16 protein-coding genes and 1 riboswitch are annotated in these 15,442 nt (G+C 43.0%); all 16 genes read right to left on the bottom strand.

Annotated features, from left to right (window positions below; all coding sequences use genetic code 11):
* Positions 1-75: 75 nt before the first annotated feature.
* Positions 76-681 carry a response regulator transcription factor gene (locus ARB69_RS15350; RefSeq protein WP_330377704.1) on the bottom strand — a complete coding sequence of 202 codons (606 nt, stop codon included), beginning with the start codon at positions 679-681 and terminating at the stop codon, positions 76-78.
* Positions 668-2,227 (bottom strand): sensor histidine kinase, encoded by a 1,560-nt coding sequence (locus tag ARB69_RS15345; protein ID WP_055154071.1) that lies wholly within the window; start codon positions 2,225-2,227, stop codon positions 668-670. The genes ARB69_RS15350 and ARB69_RS15345 overlap by 14 nt, the downstream gene beginning before the upstream one ends.
* Positions 2,228-2,485: 258 nt before the next feature.
* Positions 2,486-4,495 (bottom strand): FtsX-like permease family protein, encoded by a 2,010-nt coding sequence (locus ARB69_RS15340; protein ID WP_055154069.1) that lies wholly within the window; start codon positions 4,493-4,495, stop codon positions 2,486-2,488.
* Positions 4,492-5,253, bottom strand: a complete 762-nt coding sequence (locus ARB69_RS15335) for an ABC transporter ATP-binding protein (RefSeq protein WP_055154067.1) — start codon at positions 5,251-5,253, stop codon at positions 4,492-4,494. Before ARB69_RS15335 ends, ARB69_RS15340 begins: the two co-directional genes overlap by 4 nt.
* Positions 5,254-5,468: 215 nt before the next feature.
* Positions 5,469-6,110, bottom strand: coding sequence for a DUF4318 domain-containing protein (locus ARB69_RS15330; RefSeq protein WP_055154065.1), 642 nt, complete (start codon positions 6,108-6,110; stop codon positions 5,469-5,471).
* On the bottom strand, positions 6,107-6,559 hold the full coding sequence (locus ARB69_RS15325; RefSeq protein ID WP_055154063.1) for a LytTR family DNA-binding domain-containing protein: 453 nt from the start codon (positions 6,557-6,559) through the stop codon (positions 6,107-6,109). Before ARB69_RS15325 ends, ARB69_RS15330 begins: the two co-directional genes overlap by 4 nt.
* A 242-nt stretch (positions 6,560-6,801) precedes the next feature.
* On the bottom strand, positions 6,802-7,017 hold the full coding sequence (locus ARB69_RS15320) for a hypothetical protein (protein ID WP_055154061.1): 216 nt from the start codon (positions 7,015-7,017) through the stop codon (positions 6,802-6,804).
* Between the two features lie 57 nt (positions 7,018-7,074).
* Complete coding sequence (locus ARB69_RS15315; protein WP_055154060.1) at positions 7,075-7,701, bottom strand: ECF transporter S component; 627 nt, start codon at positions 7,699-7,701, stop codon at positions 7,075-7,077.
* A 132-nt stretch (positions 7,702-7,833) separates the two neighbouring features.
* Positions 7,834-7,960, bottom strand: a riboswitch (FMN riboswitch).
* Positions 7,961-8,155: 195 nt separating this feature from the next.
* On the bottom strand, positions 8,156-8,911 hold the full coding sequence (locus ARB69_RS15310; protein WP_193763653.1) for a tyrosine-type recombinase/integrase: 756 nt from the start codon (positions 8,909-8,911) through the stop codon (positions 8,156-8,158).
* 195 nt (positions 8,912-9,106) lie between these two features.
* On the bottom strand, positions 9,107-9,736 hold the full coding sequence (locus tag ARB69_RS15305) for a Spy0128 family protein (protein WP_055154056.1): 630 nt from the start codon (positions 9,734-9,736) through the stop codon (positions 9,107-9,109).
* Positions 9,737-9,745: 9 nt separating this feature from the next.
* Positions 9,746-10,525 carry a class B sortase gene (gene srtB, locus ARB69_RS15300; protein ID WP_242857613.1) on the bottom strand — a complete coding sequence of 260 codons (780 nt, stop codon included), beginning with the start codon at positions 10,523-10,525 and terminating at the stop codon, positions 9,746-9,748.
* On the bottom strand, positions 10,526-11,560 hold the full coding sequence (locus ARB69_RS15295; protein ID WP_055154054.1) for a QVPTGV class sortase B protein-sorting domain-containing protein: 1,035 nt from the start codon (positions 11,558-11,560) through the stop codon (positions 10,526-10,528).
* Positions 11,561-11,694: 134 nt separating this feature from the next.
* Positions 11,695-12,255, bottom strand: coding sequence for a signal peptidase I (gene lepB / locus ARB69_RS15290; protein ID WP_070102463.1), 561 nt, complete (start codon positions 12,253-12,255; stop codon positions 11,695-11,697).
* Positions 12,248-12,565, bottom strand: a complete 318-nt coding sequence (locus ARB69_RS15285; protein ID WP_055154053.1) for a hypothetical protein — start codon at positions 12,563-12,565, stop codon at positions 12,248-12,250. The genes lepB and ARB69_RS15285 overlap by 8 nt, the downstream gene beginning before the upstream one ends.
* A gap of 24 nt (positions 12,566-12,589) precedes the next feature.
* Positions 12,590-14,257: a Cna B-type domain-containing protein gene (locus ARB69_RS15280; RefSeq protein WP_055154050.1), complete on the bottom strand. Its 1,668-nt coding sequence runs from the start codon at positions 14,255-14,257 to the stop codon at positions 12,590-12,592.
* A 402-nt stretch (positions 14,258-14,659) separates the two neighbouring features.
* Positions 14,660-15,310 (bottom strand): tyrosine-type recombinase/integrase, encoded by a 651-nt coding sequence (locus tag ARB69_RS15275; RefSeq protein WP_242857612.1) that lies wholly within the window; start codon positions 15,308-15,310, stop codon positions 14,660-14,662.
* Positions 15,311-15,442 lie beyond the last annotated feature (132 nt).

Below are 15,442 nucleotides of genomic sequence, written 5' to 3'. Positions count from 1 at the left end.
TGTGCTCTCGGAAAATCAGGCCAGCGAAACAGTAAGGTATTTAGATTGTCTTATACTAGTACATCGAAAAATAAGTCAACAGATCGGCGGTATATAGCCCAGCTGAATTGCCTTAGTGACTGCTTCCACAACAGAGGAAACCTCAAGCTTTTCAAAAATATGCTGTAAATGATTCGAAAGAGTTCTCTCACTGATAAACAACTCATCTGCAGCACACTTTCGTTTCTTTCCGCTGCTCATAATCTGCAGAATTTTCCGCTCCATACCAGTTAAATCCTCGATGATCAGGTCGCCTCTTTCCTCCGGAAAACAGGAAGCCCCGTTAAAAACACGGATTAAGGACGCGATCAAATCATCCGGACTGATATTTTTATTCAGAAATCCGCTTATTCCGTTCTTTTTCGCCTCATGCCTGTACACAGGCAGGTCGTACCCCGTTAGTATCACTATTTTTACCCCGGGATTTGCTCTTCTCAGATCTGCTGCTGTCTCCAGACCATCCGTATCGCTAAGGGCGCCGAGATTGATGTCCATCAGGACGATGTCAATATTCCGATCCCGGACGATCCTATCCAGCCCCTTAATATCCTGGGTCGAATAAAAATGTTCGATCTCCTTATACTCATCTAATGCAACAGAAAGGCTTTTTGCAAATAATAAATGATCATCAACTAATAAAATATTGATAAGACCCCTCTCCTTTCATCGGAATTCTGATGTGTATGCAGACACCCTGGGGGGCGCTGTCTAAAATCTCCATCGTACCATCCATATTATTAACCTGCTCTGCGGCAGAGACGATCCCTTTATGTTTTTCTTTGTCTGCAGAAATTAATAAGTCTGCATGCGCGGTTCCATTATCGCTGATCCAAAGCTCAATCATACTATTTTCCTGTATAAGTGTTATCCAGGCCCGGTTCCCGTCCGAGTGCTTGTAGACATTGGTCAGCAGTTCTTTCAGCAACCGATAGATCAGTAAATGATAAGGCTCCACCAGAAATAAGGCATCGGAGCACTCAAAGGATACCGCTATATTCCGCTGTGGAAAGGTCTGAGAAACGTCTTCTATCAGATTTTGATAATTCTCTTTCGCGGTCAGAGTTTTCAGTATAACGGGATGATAATCCTGCATTTGCTCACGTATATGGATATTCAGCTTATCGAGCGTTTCGATGATAAGATCCCGTACTTCGGGACGGTGAGCCTTTGTCGTCATATTTTTTACAGAAAGCAGATCCTGCAGCACATCGTCATGGAGAAAATTCGCAAACTCTGTTTTCAGCAGTTCTTCTTGCCGCAGCTGACGAAGAGCAGCATTGTATTTGCTCGCCTTGACCATCTTACTTTCATCTTGCTTCAAATTTCTTTCCAAAATGATATTACACATATATAGAATTACAAACAAAACATTCACTGCGATCATCAGCTCTTCATACTCCCAGCCTGCAGAGAGAGTGATCAGAACAAGCAAAGACAGTGACACACCAAGAATCTCCAAAGCCTGTATTCCGCTAAATATGGTAGAAATCGGATAACTGTTATGCTCCTTTCGTATAATCCCGTGGACACTTATAAAAAATAGAAGCATGGGCAGATATATTCCGAAGTTTGAGATATGGTTTTTTATTTCTAATGTCGTAAAGAAATAAATCAAAAAAGATACCCCAATAATTGCAACAGAAAACAGAATACATTTCCATTCGCTTTTTAACACAAAAACAGTCCGTTTCCAATGAACGATGATGATAAACAAGCAGCTGAACCAGCTTGCCAAAAACTGCAGCCCATACAAACCGGCATATATCCTGTCCGGCATGCAGATTCCGGCCAGCGAACCGATGCAGGTTGCAAGCAGTATCACATTGACCGGCTTTCGGAAATGGTAACCGCTTCCCTGAAACAGAAACATCAGGAAAAATTTAACGGAAACGTAACATATAATAGGGCTTAAGGCGTTGAAAACAAAGCTCTCTGCCAGATCTTCTTCAAAGGAAAGAAGTACATACCAGCCGTCCAGGGCAAGCAGCCCGCAGAAGAGTAAGACGACTTTATTTTCTTTCATATTACAGGCACTGATATAAGTAATATCAATCATCAGCAGCGAGGCGAACAGTAGCGGTATCCTGCTCTCCAGCCCCGTCTGTCTCTCGTTCAAATGCCAGCTCATATAGAGGATAAGCAAAATATAGTTTACCAAAAATATCCGCTGCAATACCGTATTCTTCATCTTTACCCTCCTTCGTTTTTTCATTATAGCATGGCCTCCGCCATTTATCCGAAATTATTTGTTACTGTTCAGACCGTGCCGTGCACCAGTTGCACGGCATCGGAGCCGATGACGTGATGGTCTCGGGGCATCTGGTCTCCGCTCCGCTTCGGTCCGTGCTTAACATGCGCCACTGGCGCATAGCACCCCTCGCCGTAGGCGACTTTAAATGGGCAGATGCCGTTACTGTGCACACCCGTAAGGTGTGCACAGTAACAATTATTTGAAACAGACTAACCTAAAGCAGGTACGGACAGTAACAAGGTAATAAATTAAATAAATAAGTGCTGTCACTGCCACGGCAATTACAACCGGAACAAATTGAATCAGGGTGTTCCCGAGCAGATTCTGCATTAAACCTGTCTTATACACAGCTGTGGCAAAGATACAGTCTAACAGGCCAAGGCCAAATGGAATGCTGAAAAAAGCCAGCACCTGTTTTCTGATGATCCTTTTTATGCGTATGTCTGTATACCCCATTTTAATCAGGATATCATAGTCAGATTTTGTTTCGGCAACAGCAGAAATATTGTTGAAATATAAGATACTTCCGGCTGCGATAAAAAACAGAATCACAAGAAAACCAATCAGAAGAAACGTGGAGCTGTTCAAGGAAAACAGTTCGTTTATCCTATGCGAGTGACCCTGTAAATAGGGACTTTGGCCAAGTATACTGCTGATTTCTCCGTACAGCGCTTCGTTATCTTCTATCGCCTTCCCATTCAAACTTATCACTTTTTCCATTGGTGCATCAGACGATCTGATCCGGTCATATATTTCGTCGCTCACAATCAAAGTGCCAATACTATTTGCGAACGACAATGGATTATCAAGTGTTACCTTTTTTACTGTCAGAGGTACCTCATCCCCGCCTATTATTAACGGATAACTTTTCCCGGTTTCCGGTCTGTCCTCTCCGGAAGGCTGATACTTAACTAAAATACACTCCTCATCCGTCAGCCCGGGCAATGAATCGATCACATTCTCCCGGCCCTGTGCGCGCAGCAATGTTACATAGTCTGTGAATGAGATACATTCAAAGCCTGGCTCCCGTACAATCTTTTCATTTTGCGCATCCCCTTGAGCAGATCCCACACCATATTCCACGGGAAGCACGGAAGCAGAAGAAGCCGCCTTATAGATCTCTGTCTGCGTAAATGTAACCGTTTCGTCCGGTGCATACCTGCTGACAATCCGCTTAACCGTGTCCAGCTGAGTCTCATCTTCCATCCGGAATTCAATTTCCGATGGAGCAATTCGGGATACTGCGGCGATCGGATAGTATACCGTCAGCGCCATAACGCTCGATACCGTTAAAACAGCCGCAGAAAGTAATGTCAGCAGAATCAAGGTTTTCGCGTTAGAACGGATACGGTAAATAAAGTTTGGTATCGTAATGATTCTGGTTTCTGTGTAAAACGCCAGTTTCTTCCCCTTACGTTTTTTCATTACATAAGGCAGAAAGGATGAAATAAAAAATATAGTCCCGATAACAACAAGCATTGCAGTCAGCATACCAACCGGATAAAAACCGATAGAAATCCAGACGGACTTTTGGCCTCTGATAATATCCAGCGCCAGCCCATAGCCTGCTATTATCATTACAATTCCAACCAAAGCAGGCAGACGTCGGCATCTCAGATTTTTTTCCGCTTTCTTTTCAAAACGTATCATATCCATAAGAGACGCCTTAAAAAGAAACCTGACATTGGATGCCGTCAAAACGCAAACAACCAGCACGACAAAGCAGGCCGTTTTCATAATAGCATTTACATTAAAAAACGGTATCTGTGAACTATCCACCGAAAGTTTCAAAAGTGCAGTAATTCCCTTTACGATCCCCTTATGCGCGGCTGCTCCTAATATAATTCCTGCCAAATAAGCGCCGCAGCTTATGAAAATATTTTCAAAAGTCAGCAGACATAATATCGAAGACTTCCGATACCCCAGCAGTGCGTAAATACCAAGCTCCTTTATACGGCGTTTGAGAAAAAAGCGATTCGAATAAGCCATATAAAACACCACAAATACCATTATAAATATAGAAATCGTATTGCACATGGACTCCACACGCCCGTCCGCAGATATTTTATCAAGCATGACCTGATTCATTGAAAACGAAGTAAATGCGAAGAATACTGTAATCACCAGGGACACGGAAAATAAATAGAGCACATAATACGAAACATTTTTTGTCAGGTTTTTATATGCTGCAGCTAAAGTATTCATGCCTTTTCCCCCTGTCTTTTTGTATCGAGCTTAGCGGTTTCCGCGGAAATAGAATCGTAGAACTCCTGCCTGCTGCCGCGTTTGAACAGTTCTCTGATGATACAGCCGTCTTTAAATATCAATATACGGCTGGCGAAGCTTGCAGCGTAAGTATCATGGGTCACCATGAGTATTGTAGTATGCAGTTCCCGGTTCGCTTCCTGCAAAGCATGCAGCAATTCCGCAGCCGAATTAGAATCCAGTGCCCCCGTGGGCTCATCGGCAAATAAGATCTCCGGCTGTTTCACAATCGCCCTTGCCGCCGACGCCCGCTGCCGCTGTCCGCCGGACAGTTCACCCGGATATTTATTTAGTTGCGATGATATTCCAAATCTCCCGGCCAGGTTCCGCACCATACTCTCGATTTGTTCCGGAGGCAGTTTCATGAGAGTAAGGGGAACAGATATATTTTCCCGAATGGTAAGACTGTCCAGCAGAAAATATTCCTGAAATATAAATCCCAGATTGTCCCTTCGAAAATCAGCAGCGCTTGTGTTTGTCAGTTTCTTTAAGTTAACGCCTTTGATCCAGATATCCCCGCTTGTGGGCGTATCTATGGTGGAAAGAACATTCAGCAGAGTGGTCTTCCCCGAACCAGAGGCGCCCATAATGCCGACAAACTCCCCTTTTTCTACGCGAAAGGATACTTTATTCAGGCTTGGGGACTGCGCCTTTTCATAGGTCTTCGTTACATCTTCAGCTACTAATAATGCAGTCATAGTGAAATCTCCTTTTTACTTTTAATGACTACATTGTACTATTGCGCTAAAAAAAGCGAATGAGTAAATCAGGCACATTTTGTGTGATCTGCTTATTTTATATGTAAAGAAAAAATAGAGTTCTTATTGGAATAATAGAAGGAACAGTGCCTGTTGAAGAAAAACAATTCTGAAATAAAAACAGGCCCTTTTCTAAGACCTGCCTTTTTCTGTGTTTATTCTTTTCTGAATTTCAGTGCATACATGGGGCCAAACTGTGAGTAAAAGAAATCCAGTGTGACCTCGTATTTTTCCCCATCCATCAGAATAACTGCCGGTTTTTCCCTCTGCAGAAATTCCAGCCTGATCTTATTTTTCCTGCAATAATCTTCTATTTCTCTGCAAAAAGCCTCCGTACCTTTCGGACATTCATCCAGATCAACGACCAGGTATCTGCCTTTGACAGATCTGCCGTTCAGCTCTTTCGCAATTTTCAGTACAGAGCGGTAATCCAGTATCCAGCAGACCAGAACCACTGCCGCATTCACCAGAATGATGTGCCTCCAGGACTCCGATACTATAAAAGAGAGCAATACAAAGCCGACAGCGATCAGATCGATCCAGTACACAGCTGCTGCCCCTTTAAACCAGCTGCTGACTCTCCCCTTCTCCGGCAGGGAATGAAGCCAAATCAGCAGATTGCCGATCACCAGATATCCTGCCAGGACTGCCGGAATAAATGGCAGTATCCTTCCCACCTCGTTCATATCTCTTCTAAGACTCAAAAACAGCGCGGTACTCGCAAAAAGAAGCAGCCCCAAAAAACAGCCCTGATAAATCTTCTCTCTTGTCTCTTCAGAAATCCTGTTTTCTTTCATAACAATCCCTCCTTAATTTTGGCTCTGAGCCCTTTTAAATATTTCCTCGAAATATAAGTAACGTCGCCATTTGCAAATTCTGCAATCATAATTCCGCCGGCTGACGGCTTATAGACCTCCACTTTCGCCATATTCAGAAGCACCGATTTGGACGCCCTGACAAATTCCGGCGGAAGCTGTCCCTCCAGCTCATAAAGACGCTTCCTCGTAGAATAAATATCCTCCCTGGTATGGATATACTGTACCTCCTGCATGGATTCAATGTAGTAAATTTCTCTGCACTTAATCTGGTAAATCTTATCGTCCTTGTTGCAGGTTAATATCAGAAACTTATATCTTTCTTGTTCAATAAACTGAGCCAGCCTTTTCGTACTCTCATTTTCCTCATGTACGCGGATCCTGGCAGATTCTTCCGTCTCTATCCCTACCTTTTCGATCTCCACCTTCATATCCGTTTCCTCCTGCCTTAATTTAAGTTGTTTCCTTTTCTGTATTTATCTTATCCAAAATAAAAAAGAAAGTCTACTGAAATCCGGTCAGTGGCTCTTTTGAGCAGGTAAAAGGCTGCCATCCGGGGACTTATATCCCCGAATGGCAGCCGCATTTACCATTTTATTATCGTTTCAATCTATTTATCCAATCAGCCTTATTATAAAGAATTCTGATGATATGAACCGTCTCTTGCTCTTCATTATAATAATAGAAAATATTGTCCAACTGCTGCCAGTAAATCATCCGCAACATACGAATGTTCCTTCGGAAAGTCTGCAGGCTTTTTAGCCTTACCCATTGTGAGTTCCCTGCCATCCTGCATCGCCCTGTACCCTTCACCAATAAGACGGTATAGTTCCAACTTATACATAGATTCCATATTTTCGTCTACTAATTTTTCTTTTACTGTCTGCATATATAATCACAAGCTATAAACGTTCATACCTGCATAGAATATCTACAGGACTACTCATTACCGCATCCGAAAGATCGGGCTGATCTTTTTATAAATCAATAGTACGATCAGGGATACCAGCACACCCTTTAAAAGATTGAACGGCGCCACAGCAAACATAACGAATGTGGAAAGCCCTGTAATGCTTGCATTAATGGCCGATCCCATCTCTACCAATGCATCAATAGGCATCCCGAATGCAGTTGCATATGCCGGAAGAAGGATAAAGGCGTTCAGTACACACCCGATAGCGGTCATAAAGACGGTTCCGACAGCCAATCCGATGAGGGCGCCTGATCTGGTGCGTTTTCTCTTATAAATGATTCCTGCCGGTACACATAGCGCACATCCGATCAAAAAGTTTGCCGCTTCTCCGACACCAGCTGTGATAGTTCCGTTAATCACCAGGTTCAGCAGGATCTTTACAAGCTCAATCACGGCTCCTGCCAACGGCCCCATTACAAAACAACCAATCAATATCGGCACCTCACTGAAATCAAACTGATAAAATGCAGGTGCAAATGGAAGCGGGATTTCGAACAGCATCAATACCGTTGCAATGGCGGATAACATTCCGATCTGTGCGATTGTGCGGATTCCAATTTTAGATTGTGACTTTGGTACTACATTACTTTCTGTGTTCATAGTCGTTTCTCTCCTTTAATTATACAAATGATTTGAATTGAAAAGAAAGAAAATCTTCTTGGAGATCGTGTCTCAGACATAATAAAAACCCCGGATGATAATTCCGGGGTTAAGATTACGCTTTTACGGCATCAATTTCTTCTCTCATCCAGACTTTACTGTCGGTACTGGAATTACACCAGTTCAACCGCTGTCAATATGGCAGTGGGTCGCGGACTATACCGCCGGTTGGGAATTGCACCCGACCCCGAAGAATTCATTCTATTCTATAGGTTATTATAACCCATTGTATGTGGTTATGCAAGCAGTTTTTTTGGTCAATTTTACCAAAAATTTCACGTAAATCTTTGTATCTCGTTATAAGTAATCTTCGAAATGTCGTAAATTTGTCGTAAACGTTGCTGTGAACTCTGCCGTAAAAGCTATCATAAATAAAGATTTATATCTGCAGAAATCAGATCGCAGCCCTCTGTTTTTCCTCTTCCATTGGCTTCTTATTTAGTTTTTTCATTTGCTGGCGGATACGTTCCAGATTCACTGAGTCGTAAACCTTTAAGATCATTTTAACATTTGTGTGGCCCATGATATATTTCATTGTGCTTGGATCAACTTCAGCTTCGGCCATCACTGTACATCCTGTATGCCGGAAAATATGATTTGAAATTGTAGGAAAATCTTTGCCGGTCTTTTCCTTGTACCTATCTACTATTCTATATAATGCTTTATTGATGTTAGTTGGATACATCGGTCCTCCTCTTTGGTTAACAAATACAAAGTTTGAATATCCATCCACTTCACGCTTTGAAGGATTTTTCAATGATTTTTCCCGCAGCTTTTGAAATGCCCGGTATACCTCATCTGTCATTGGTATGATTCTCTTTTTGTTTTTATCAGTTCCCTTCGTGATGTAAAACTGAGTTTTTCCATTCTTCTTACGATATAACAGCCCATGATCAATGACTACCTCCCGCCTTTTCATATTCACGTCGAACCAGGTTAATCCCACAAGTTCACTGACCCGGCATGAAAGCCCCTGCATCACAGTAAAAATCAGATAATATTTTTCAGCATCCCGGAACATTTTAATGATCTCATTATAAAAGACATCCCGTTCTTCCGGAGTCATTGCTTCCCGCGGCTCTGAACTTGAATAATCTCTGCAGCAGCCATCTGCAGGATTTCTTCCCAGAATGTTGTCATCTACCAGCATTTCCAATGCGGGATGGATAATCTTATGGACAATCTGAATCGATGGCCTTAGCGATATCCTCCTGGATTAGTATTTATTTTAACACCAATCCAAGAGGATATATATATCACATCTTTAGTTTACACAGAATTTATTACAGTCTCACAGCTCCCTGATTTTTGCTCTTATTATGAATCTTGCCGTCAAACAAACAACTTACTCACTACTATGTTTCTTTGTTTTCCATACCGTTGTAATCGTTACAAGCGCTGCCACTGCCGCCACTGTCGGCACTGCTGCGTTGGCTGTATCTCCCGTCTTTACCGTATCTTTGGCCGGCTCTTCTTTCTCCGGTTCCTTATAGTTGTTGGCGAACACGATACGGTCTGTCTTGTTCTGCTGTCCGTCCTCGATCGCCCAGATTTCTGCCGCTAGCCCGCCTTTGCCATCGTTGATCACACGCACCGTCACTGTGTACGCAGCGTCATCGTATGTATAGTTCTGTGTCGTTCCTGCCTTTTGATATATCCAGTACTGATAGTCTCCCGGCACCATATATGTGATCGGTTCAAACTGCCCACGCCCGCTTCCGTTTATAGTAATCTGTGTCTCTTCCGACATAGGAACATCCTCCCCTGCCGCCTCCAGCACGATTACGAAATCTTCTGCCGGCGCATTTTCTCCTGACACTTCCATCTCTACCGGGATCGATACTATGCAGGAGTAACCTTCCGCATGTACAATTCCCGGCACAAACAGTACCGCCATCATCAGCGAAACGATCATTCCAAGGTATTTGTTTTTGAATCTTTGAATCATTTGGATGAAATGCACCCCCTTTCTCATGTCATACTCCTATTTTTCCAGCCGCCCGAACAGAATCACCCGCCCGTTTGTCTCGGCGACTGCACATGTAGATAATCCGATTAATGTATCCTCTGCAGTCATGCCAATGTCTTCATACTGTACGGACCTGTCTTTGATATCACTTAGGAAAGCGCTCAGTGTCTCCTTACTCTGAGCATCCGGATCAAAGATCGCCGCATCTGTCGCATCTGCCTTCACACACGCCAAAAACGAAATCTTATAAGTGTCCTCCGGTAGATAGAGTGTACCTGTCCGGTGCTTTTTAAAATATTTTTTGTCGACAAACTCCACGATATCGCCGAACATTGCACCATTGTTCATATGATGACCATAAAGAAGATTATAACAATCCGAAAAATCCCGTTTGTTCTGACAATCAAGAAATATGGAACCAGACAGAGCAAATTCTCCATAAACGTCCTTGTTGATATATTCCATATTTGTGTCACCCTGAACTACCGGATAATCAATATTCGTATCATCCACGGTAAGCCACGCACAGACATCAGGGTTGATCTTCATCAACTCATCCAGAGTCGGGTTCTCTTTCCCTTCGCCCGCCGGCTTGTACTTCATCAGTTCCTCATCTGCAAATGCGCCTCGGTATGTCCGGTACATATCCCAGAGTGAATAACCTCCATAGAGGAGCATCACCACGACCAGTACGGCCGCGATAATACCCAGTATATGATTTCCAACCCGCGCAGCACAGGCTGCACTCCTAAGAATCCCTGCTGCGTCTTTTCTATTTTCTGTTCTCTCTGTCAATTAGAACCCTGCATTTCTCTTTTTACGGAAAAACAGAACTGCAACTGCTGCTGCCAGTGCGATAAGCACTACAAACGGAGCAACTGTCATAATGACACCTGTCGGAGTTACTGCGTCTTTCTGGTTTGTAAACACAACGCTGTCATCATCCTTGCCGATAGTTACTTCATCTGTACTGGTGCCTTTTACTGAATCTCCCCCATTTACTGTGTAGGATGTATCATACCCTTCTTTTGTCTCGATATTCTCTGTGATCGTGTAATTAACTGTGGAAGGAATTCCAGTAAATGTTACTGTCTCATTATTTCCAAGAGACACTGCTACGCTGCCCTTTCCGTCAGCATCCAAAATTACTGTCTGACCACCAAATGTAAAAGAAGCGTTTGCAGATCCTCCTACAAAGGTGACTGTAAAATCAAACTTTTTGTTCATATCCGCCATATCACCTTTAATCACCTTTTTCAGTGTCAGAGCATATGTTTTATAGCTGTTTGTATAGCCGTCACTTTTGTTTTCTATTCCATAATTCCCATCATTATCCGGTGTCCGCTCGCTAGCAAGGAGTACAGAATTCGCAATCTTATAACCGTCCTGTCCGTCATTCACTACATATACATCGAGATAACGTGTATCATTGGTGTCATTGGTAATATCTACATTAGTCGAAGTCTGCTCTTTGATTACATAACGATAAATACCAGGCTTTGTAAAATTAACTCTACTAAAATCAACAGACACCTCATCTGTCAGATCCGCGTCTGTATGAGTAAATACTGCCTCTTCTACTGTAGCACCATCAACTCCAGGAAGGATCTCCGGGTTATTTTCTGTAGCCCCAACACCCTGACCCGGTTCAATTGTATATGTAAATGTTACATCCGGTGTGCTTGCTCCTTGAGCCCCTCTCATATCAAGAGTTTTTGTAAAGTGTACATCTGTAGCGTCAGCCGCATTTACATTCATTCCAAGTGTCGCTGCCATCATAGCTCCGGCTATCGCCATCGCACAGAGACGGCTTGTTGTTTTCTTCCTCATTTTCATTACCTCTTTCTTTCATTTATTTGTTACTTTCTGTCTATCCGGCAGAATTTCTCTGCCTCTACCCCAGAACCGAATCCTTCCAAAACGGTTCTGTGATATGCTAATAAAATTTTCTTTAGATCCGGCTGCTATAAATTCGAACGCCGAATTACAGTGATCACTTTCCCTTTAATCTCTTTTTTCGAAACCGCTCCAAAAAAACGGCTGTCCTTTGCCCCTTCCCGGTAATCGCAGAGAATAAAATATTTATCTTGTTCAAGAGTGACCGGATAACTGATTCCCTCCTCGTACTGAGGTGTGCTGTAATAAATGTCATTTTCTACAACGAGGCTACCATTTACCATAAGTTCCGCGTCTTTCGTAATCTCTACGGTATCGCCGCCTTTCGCAACGACACGTCCGGCATAACGCCTGCCCTCTTTAATGAACACAGCTATATCACCGGCAGTTAGATCTTTCTCCAAACGATAGTACAGCATCAGATCCCCGGCGCTGATCCTTGGAGACATGTCATTGTTCTTCATAACCGCAATTCCGAAGATTCCCCCGAGAATCACCACCATCATCAGGGCAAGAGTGACGCTTCTCGCCGCAAACAGAGAAATCTCTGCTCTATACGCAAGATTCTTTCTGCGACTTCGTATCACTTCCCGGGGAGAAGAAAGTGTTTCCTGTTTGTGCTTATCCATCCACGTCACCCCAAGTCCACTCGGCATCCGCCAGCTTCTTTTTCAGATGAGTGATCTTTGCCTCCCGCTCTCTCAGAAGGGTGCGATACCGTTCCTTCTGAAGCAAAAGTTCCTTTTCATATTCTTTTTGCAGCTCGTCGATCTGCCGCCAGACGTCAGCTTCATCCACACCACCGAACCATTTTTTCCGAAATTGTATCTTTCGAAGCATTTCTGCAATTCCTTGCATTTTCCTGTCACCTTTGGATTCCTCCCTTTGGTCCGTCGGTCTGGACACTCTTTTGATCTTTCCCAACTGTCTGTTCGCCATCTAACTCTCCTTTATGCCGAATCCCTAACACGACCGCTTCCTTCTGCCAAATACAGCCGCGGCTCCAAGCCCGCAGAAAAACATTGCCATATAGGCCCCTGTTCCCTTAGACACTCCTGTCGGAGGTACAATATTTTTTGTATTCGTGAACACGATACCTGTATCGCTATTCGCTGTTCCATTCACGATATTATTATTGGCTGGCTCCCCGTCTCCCACTTTGATGGAAACGTCATAGTCTGCATTCTCCTCCATAATGTCGTAGGAACATCCAAACGGAATCGCAATAGCGATCTTTTCTGTATCCTTAAGCGTAAATGTATAACTGTCATTCGTTGCTGTCAGTGTCCCTGACTCTTCGCCTTTCATATAAGAGAGCGGCTGTATATATGCTCTCCCATCTTTCAACAGTTTCATGGTGAACGTAAACGCTCTGTTATGATCGCCCATGTTTCCAGTCACCTGCTTTTCCACTGTCAGATTTACATTTGCCAAGCGGTTTGTCACTGTCAGATTTTCCTGATCATATTCCGGATTTCCATATCCTTCCGGCACATTCGGTTCGTTGATCTCATATTGGATTGTAGTTCCATCCTCACGATACTTTGGAACTGATACTGTCTGGCTCCAAATGTTATAATCTGAGGCAGAAGCATCGCCTGTTGATAGATTGATGGTGTTTTTGACCTGAGTTCCGTCTTTTAACTCTACATCGATAGTGGTTGGACGCACCGGACTATTATTGTCGTCCCAGATTTTTATAACCTTTATATTCGTCTGAAAATCTGTATCTAATCTATTGACCAGACTGGAGGAAATAGTATTATTTTGGAACTCAAACGGGCCATATGCAAACCAGCTCCAATCGCTTTGATTTTTAAAGTTTAGATGAACATTTCCCGTGCCTTCCGCGTATATAATCTCCGTATTTTCAAGAGTACTACCTGTATCTTCATCTAAAAACCGAGGGTTCTGATAGTTCACTCCAACAATTTTTTTAATTTCAGCCCGTGCCTCGGTAGACAATTGCTCCATATACGGCATCCATATAAGATAATCGCTACCTTTTTTCAGAACAAGAATTCCACTTCCAGGAAGATCAAATACCGCTTTATTTTTGTTCTTTATCTCTGTCCACTGAACTTGAGCCCCCTCATATTCTCTAGTGAATTCGAATTCTCCCGGGATCCATCCGTATAAGTCTTTTTCCGAATATCCTTCGGCATATGTAGGCAGCCAACTTCCTTCCATATCAAGCCCATATGTAACAATCAAATTTTCATTTTTGTCATAAACTCTTTCCGCCACCGCTTTAAAATAGGAATAATCTTCTACCGGATTCCTATAAACATCTGTCCAACTATTATCCCCTGTTAAAGCAAGCATAAACGGTTCCCCAATAGGTTCTTCTGTTAAGTCCGGATACATTCCCACTTTATAATATTGTTGAATATCAACCTCTACTTTCCCAAATGGAATGTTGGAATTCTCGACTGTCTCCCCCCCTTTTGTCTTCCACTCTTTTGTAACCTGGAGCTGCTGACCCTCTCCTTTTCCAGATCTTTGTCCCCCCTGTGCAGCCGCTGCGCCAGCGGACGAAGTATCTTCTGCAAATGCCTGCACGCCAAACGCAGACAGTAACAGCATCGCCGCCATCAGAGATGCCAGGGTTTTTCTCACTCTTTTCCGCATTTTACACTCTCCATTCATAGTTCTTTTTACTCTAAAAATGACCGGTACATACTAAACAACGTTTTCTACTCCTCTTCACCTCATAATGATTATTATGCGGTATTCTGAATCGGAGTGACAAAGCAATATGGTTCTACTACAGGGCGCGGGCACAGAAAAAAAGCATATCCATAGCCGCTTCTGCCAAAGGATGTGTTTGTCGAACATGAAAAGAGACTTTTTCACATACTATTCTGTTCTTTTAATGCGGAAGGTCTTATTTTTGTTGGAAAAATATTGTATTTTCTATATCGCAGTGCTATAATAAAGGCGATGTTAAGAAGATACATATGTAATAACGGGGCTTGACTACCACATAATAATCATTATGTGGTTTTTTTATTTTCCCGAAGAATCGTTCTTTCACACAACAAGACCCAGTCCGTCAATCTGTCGAATCTGCTCCTTTCCGCTTACCAGCGTGTAGATTCTTGTGGTGTTGATATTGGAATGTCCCAGCATATCTGCCAGATGGATGATGTCCTTCCTTATTTTATAATAAGTGCAGGCAAAGAGATGCCGCAGGTTATGTGGAAATACTTTTTTCTCCTGTACCCCCGCCTCTCTGGCCAAGGCCTTCATGGCATGGAAAATATTACTGCGATCCATGGGCCGCCCACTCTTTGTTACGAAAATGCTTCCTTTCTTAATTTCCGTTTTTCTGACATATTCCTTCAATTTCCTGCAAAGTGTTCCAGGAAGCAGAACCGTTCTCATTTTCCCCTTTGAATAGGCGTTCACCTGACCTTTCTTTAATGACTCCACTGTGACAAAACGAAGCTCACTGACTCTTATTCCAGTGGCACCTATTGTCTGCATCAACATATACAGTCTTTCATCCCCTTTGCACTGCGCCGCCTGTAAAAGTCGGAGATACTCCGTTTTGGATAGTTCTCTGTCCTGGCTCCGGAAAGAGTTCTGCTGAACCTTGATCATTTTGACCATGCAGTCATACCAGTCGAGTCCAGCAAAAAAATACCGTAAGGCTGCCAGCATAGAGTTAACGCTTGACACAGCGTATCTGCCTTTGAGGTATTCCTTATAGGACAACACCATATCTTTATCTACCTCTTGTAAATGTCAATATAAAAATGATCAAAAAGTGGAAAATAAAAATGTACATTTTCCAAGATCTATTCCTCAGTT

This window comes from Faecalicatena contorta (genome assembly GCF_001404335.1).
In the GTDB taxonomy this organism is placed as follows: domain Bacteria; phylum Bacillota; class Clostridia; order Lachnospirales; family Lachnospiraceae; genus Faecalicatena; species Faecalicatena contortus_B.
The sequence above is the reverse complement of the archived record's forward strand: the minus strand, read 5'-3'. Positions and strand labels throughout refer to the sequence as shown.

Excerpts from the sequence above, each read along its gene's own strand:
- ARB69_RS15345 (WP_055154071.1), bottom strand. The coding sequence starts at position 2,227 with ATGAAGAATACGGTATTGCAGCGGATATTTTTGGTAAACTATATTTTG.
- ARB69_RS15340 (WP_055154069.1), bottom strand. The coding sequence starts at position 4,495 with ATGAATACTTTAGCTGCAGCATATAAAAACCTGACAAAAAATGTTTCG.
- ARB69_RS15335 (WP_055154067.1), bottom strand. The coding sequence starts at position 5,253 with ATGACTGCATTATTAGTAGCTGAAGATGTAACGAAGACCTATGAAAAG.
- ARB69_RS15330 (WP_055154065.1), bottom strand. The coding sequence starts at position 6,110 with ATGAAAGAAAACAGGATTTCTGAAGAGACAAGAGAGAAGATTTATCAG.
- ARB69_RS15325 (WP_055154063.1), bottom strand. The coding sequence starts at position 6,559 with ATGAAGGTGGAGATCGAAAAGGTAGGGATAGAGACGGAAGAATCTGCC.
- ARB69_RS15320 (WP_055154061.1), bottom strand. The coding sequence starts at position 7,017 with ATGCAGACAGTAAAAGAAAAATTAGTAGACGAAAATATGGAATCTATG.
- ARB69_RS15315 (WP_055154060.1), bottom strand. The coding sequence starts at position 7,701 with ATGAACACAGAAAGTAATGTAGTACCAAAGTCACAATCTAAAATTGGA.
- ARB69_RS15310 (WP_193763653.1), bottom strand. The coding sequence starts at position 8,911 with ATGCTGGTAGATGACAACATTCTGGGAAGAAATCCTGCAGATGGCTGC.
- ARB69_RS15305 (WP_055154056.1), bottom strand. The coding sequence starts at position 9,736 with ATGAGAAAGGGGGTGCATTTCATCCAAATGATTCAAAGATTCAAAAAC.
- ARB69_RS15295 (WP_055154054.1), bottom strand. The coding sequence starts at position 11,560 with ATGAGGAAGAAAACAACAAGCCGTCTCTGTGCGATGGCGATAGCCGGA.
- lepB (WP_070102463.1), bottom strand. The coding sequence starts at position 12,255 with ATGGATAAGCACAAACAGGAAACACTTTCTTCTCCCCGGGAAGTGATA.
- ARB69_RS15285 (WP_055154053.1), bottom strand. The coding sequence starts at position 12,565 with ATGGCGAACAGACAGTTGGGAAAGATCAAAAGAGTGTCCAGACCGACG.
- ARB69_RS15280 (WP_055154050.1), bottom strand. The coding sequence starts at position 14,257 with ATGCGGAAAAGAGTGAGAAAAACCCTGGCATCTCTGATGGCGGCGATG.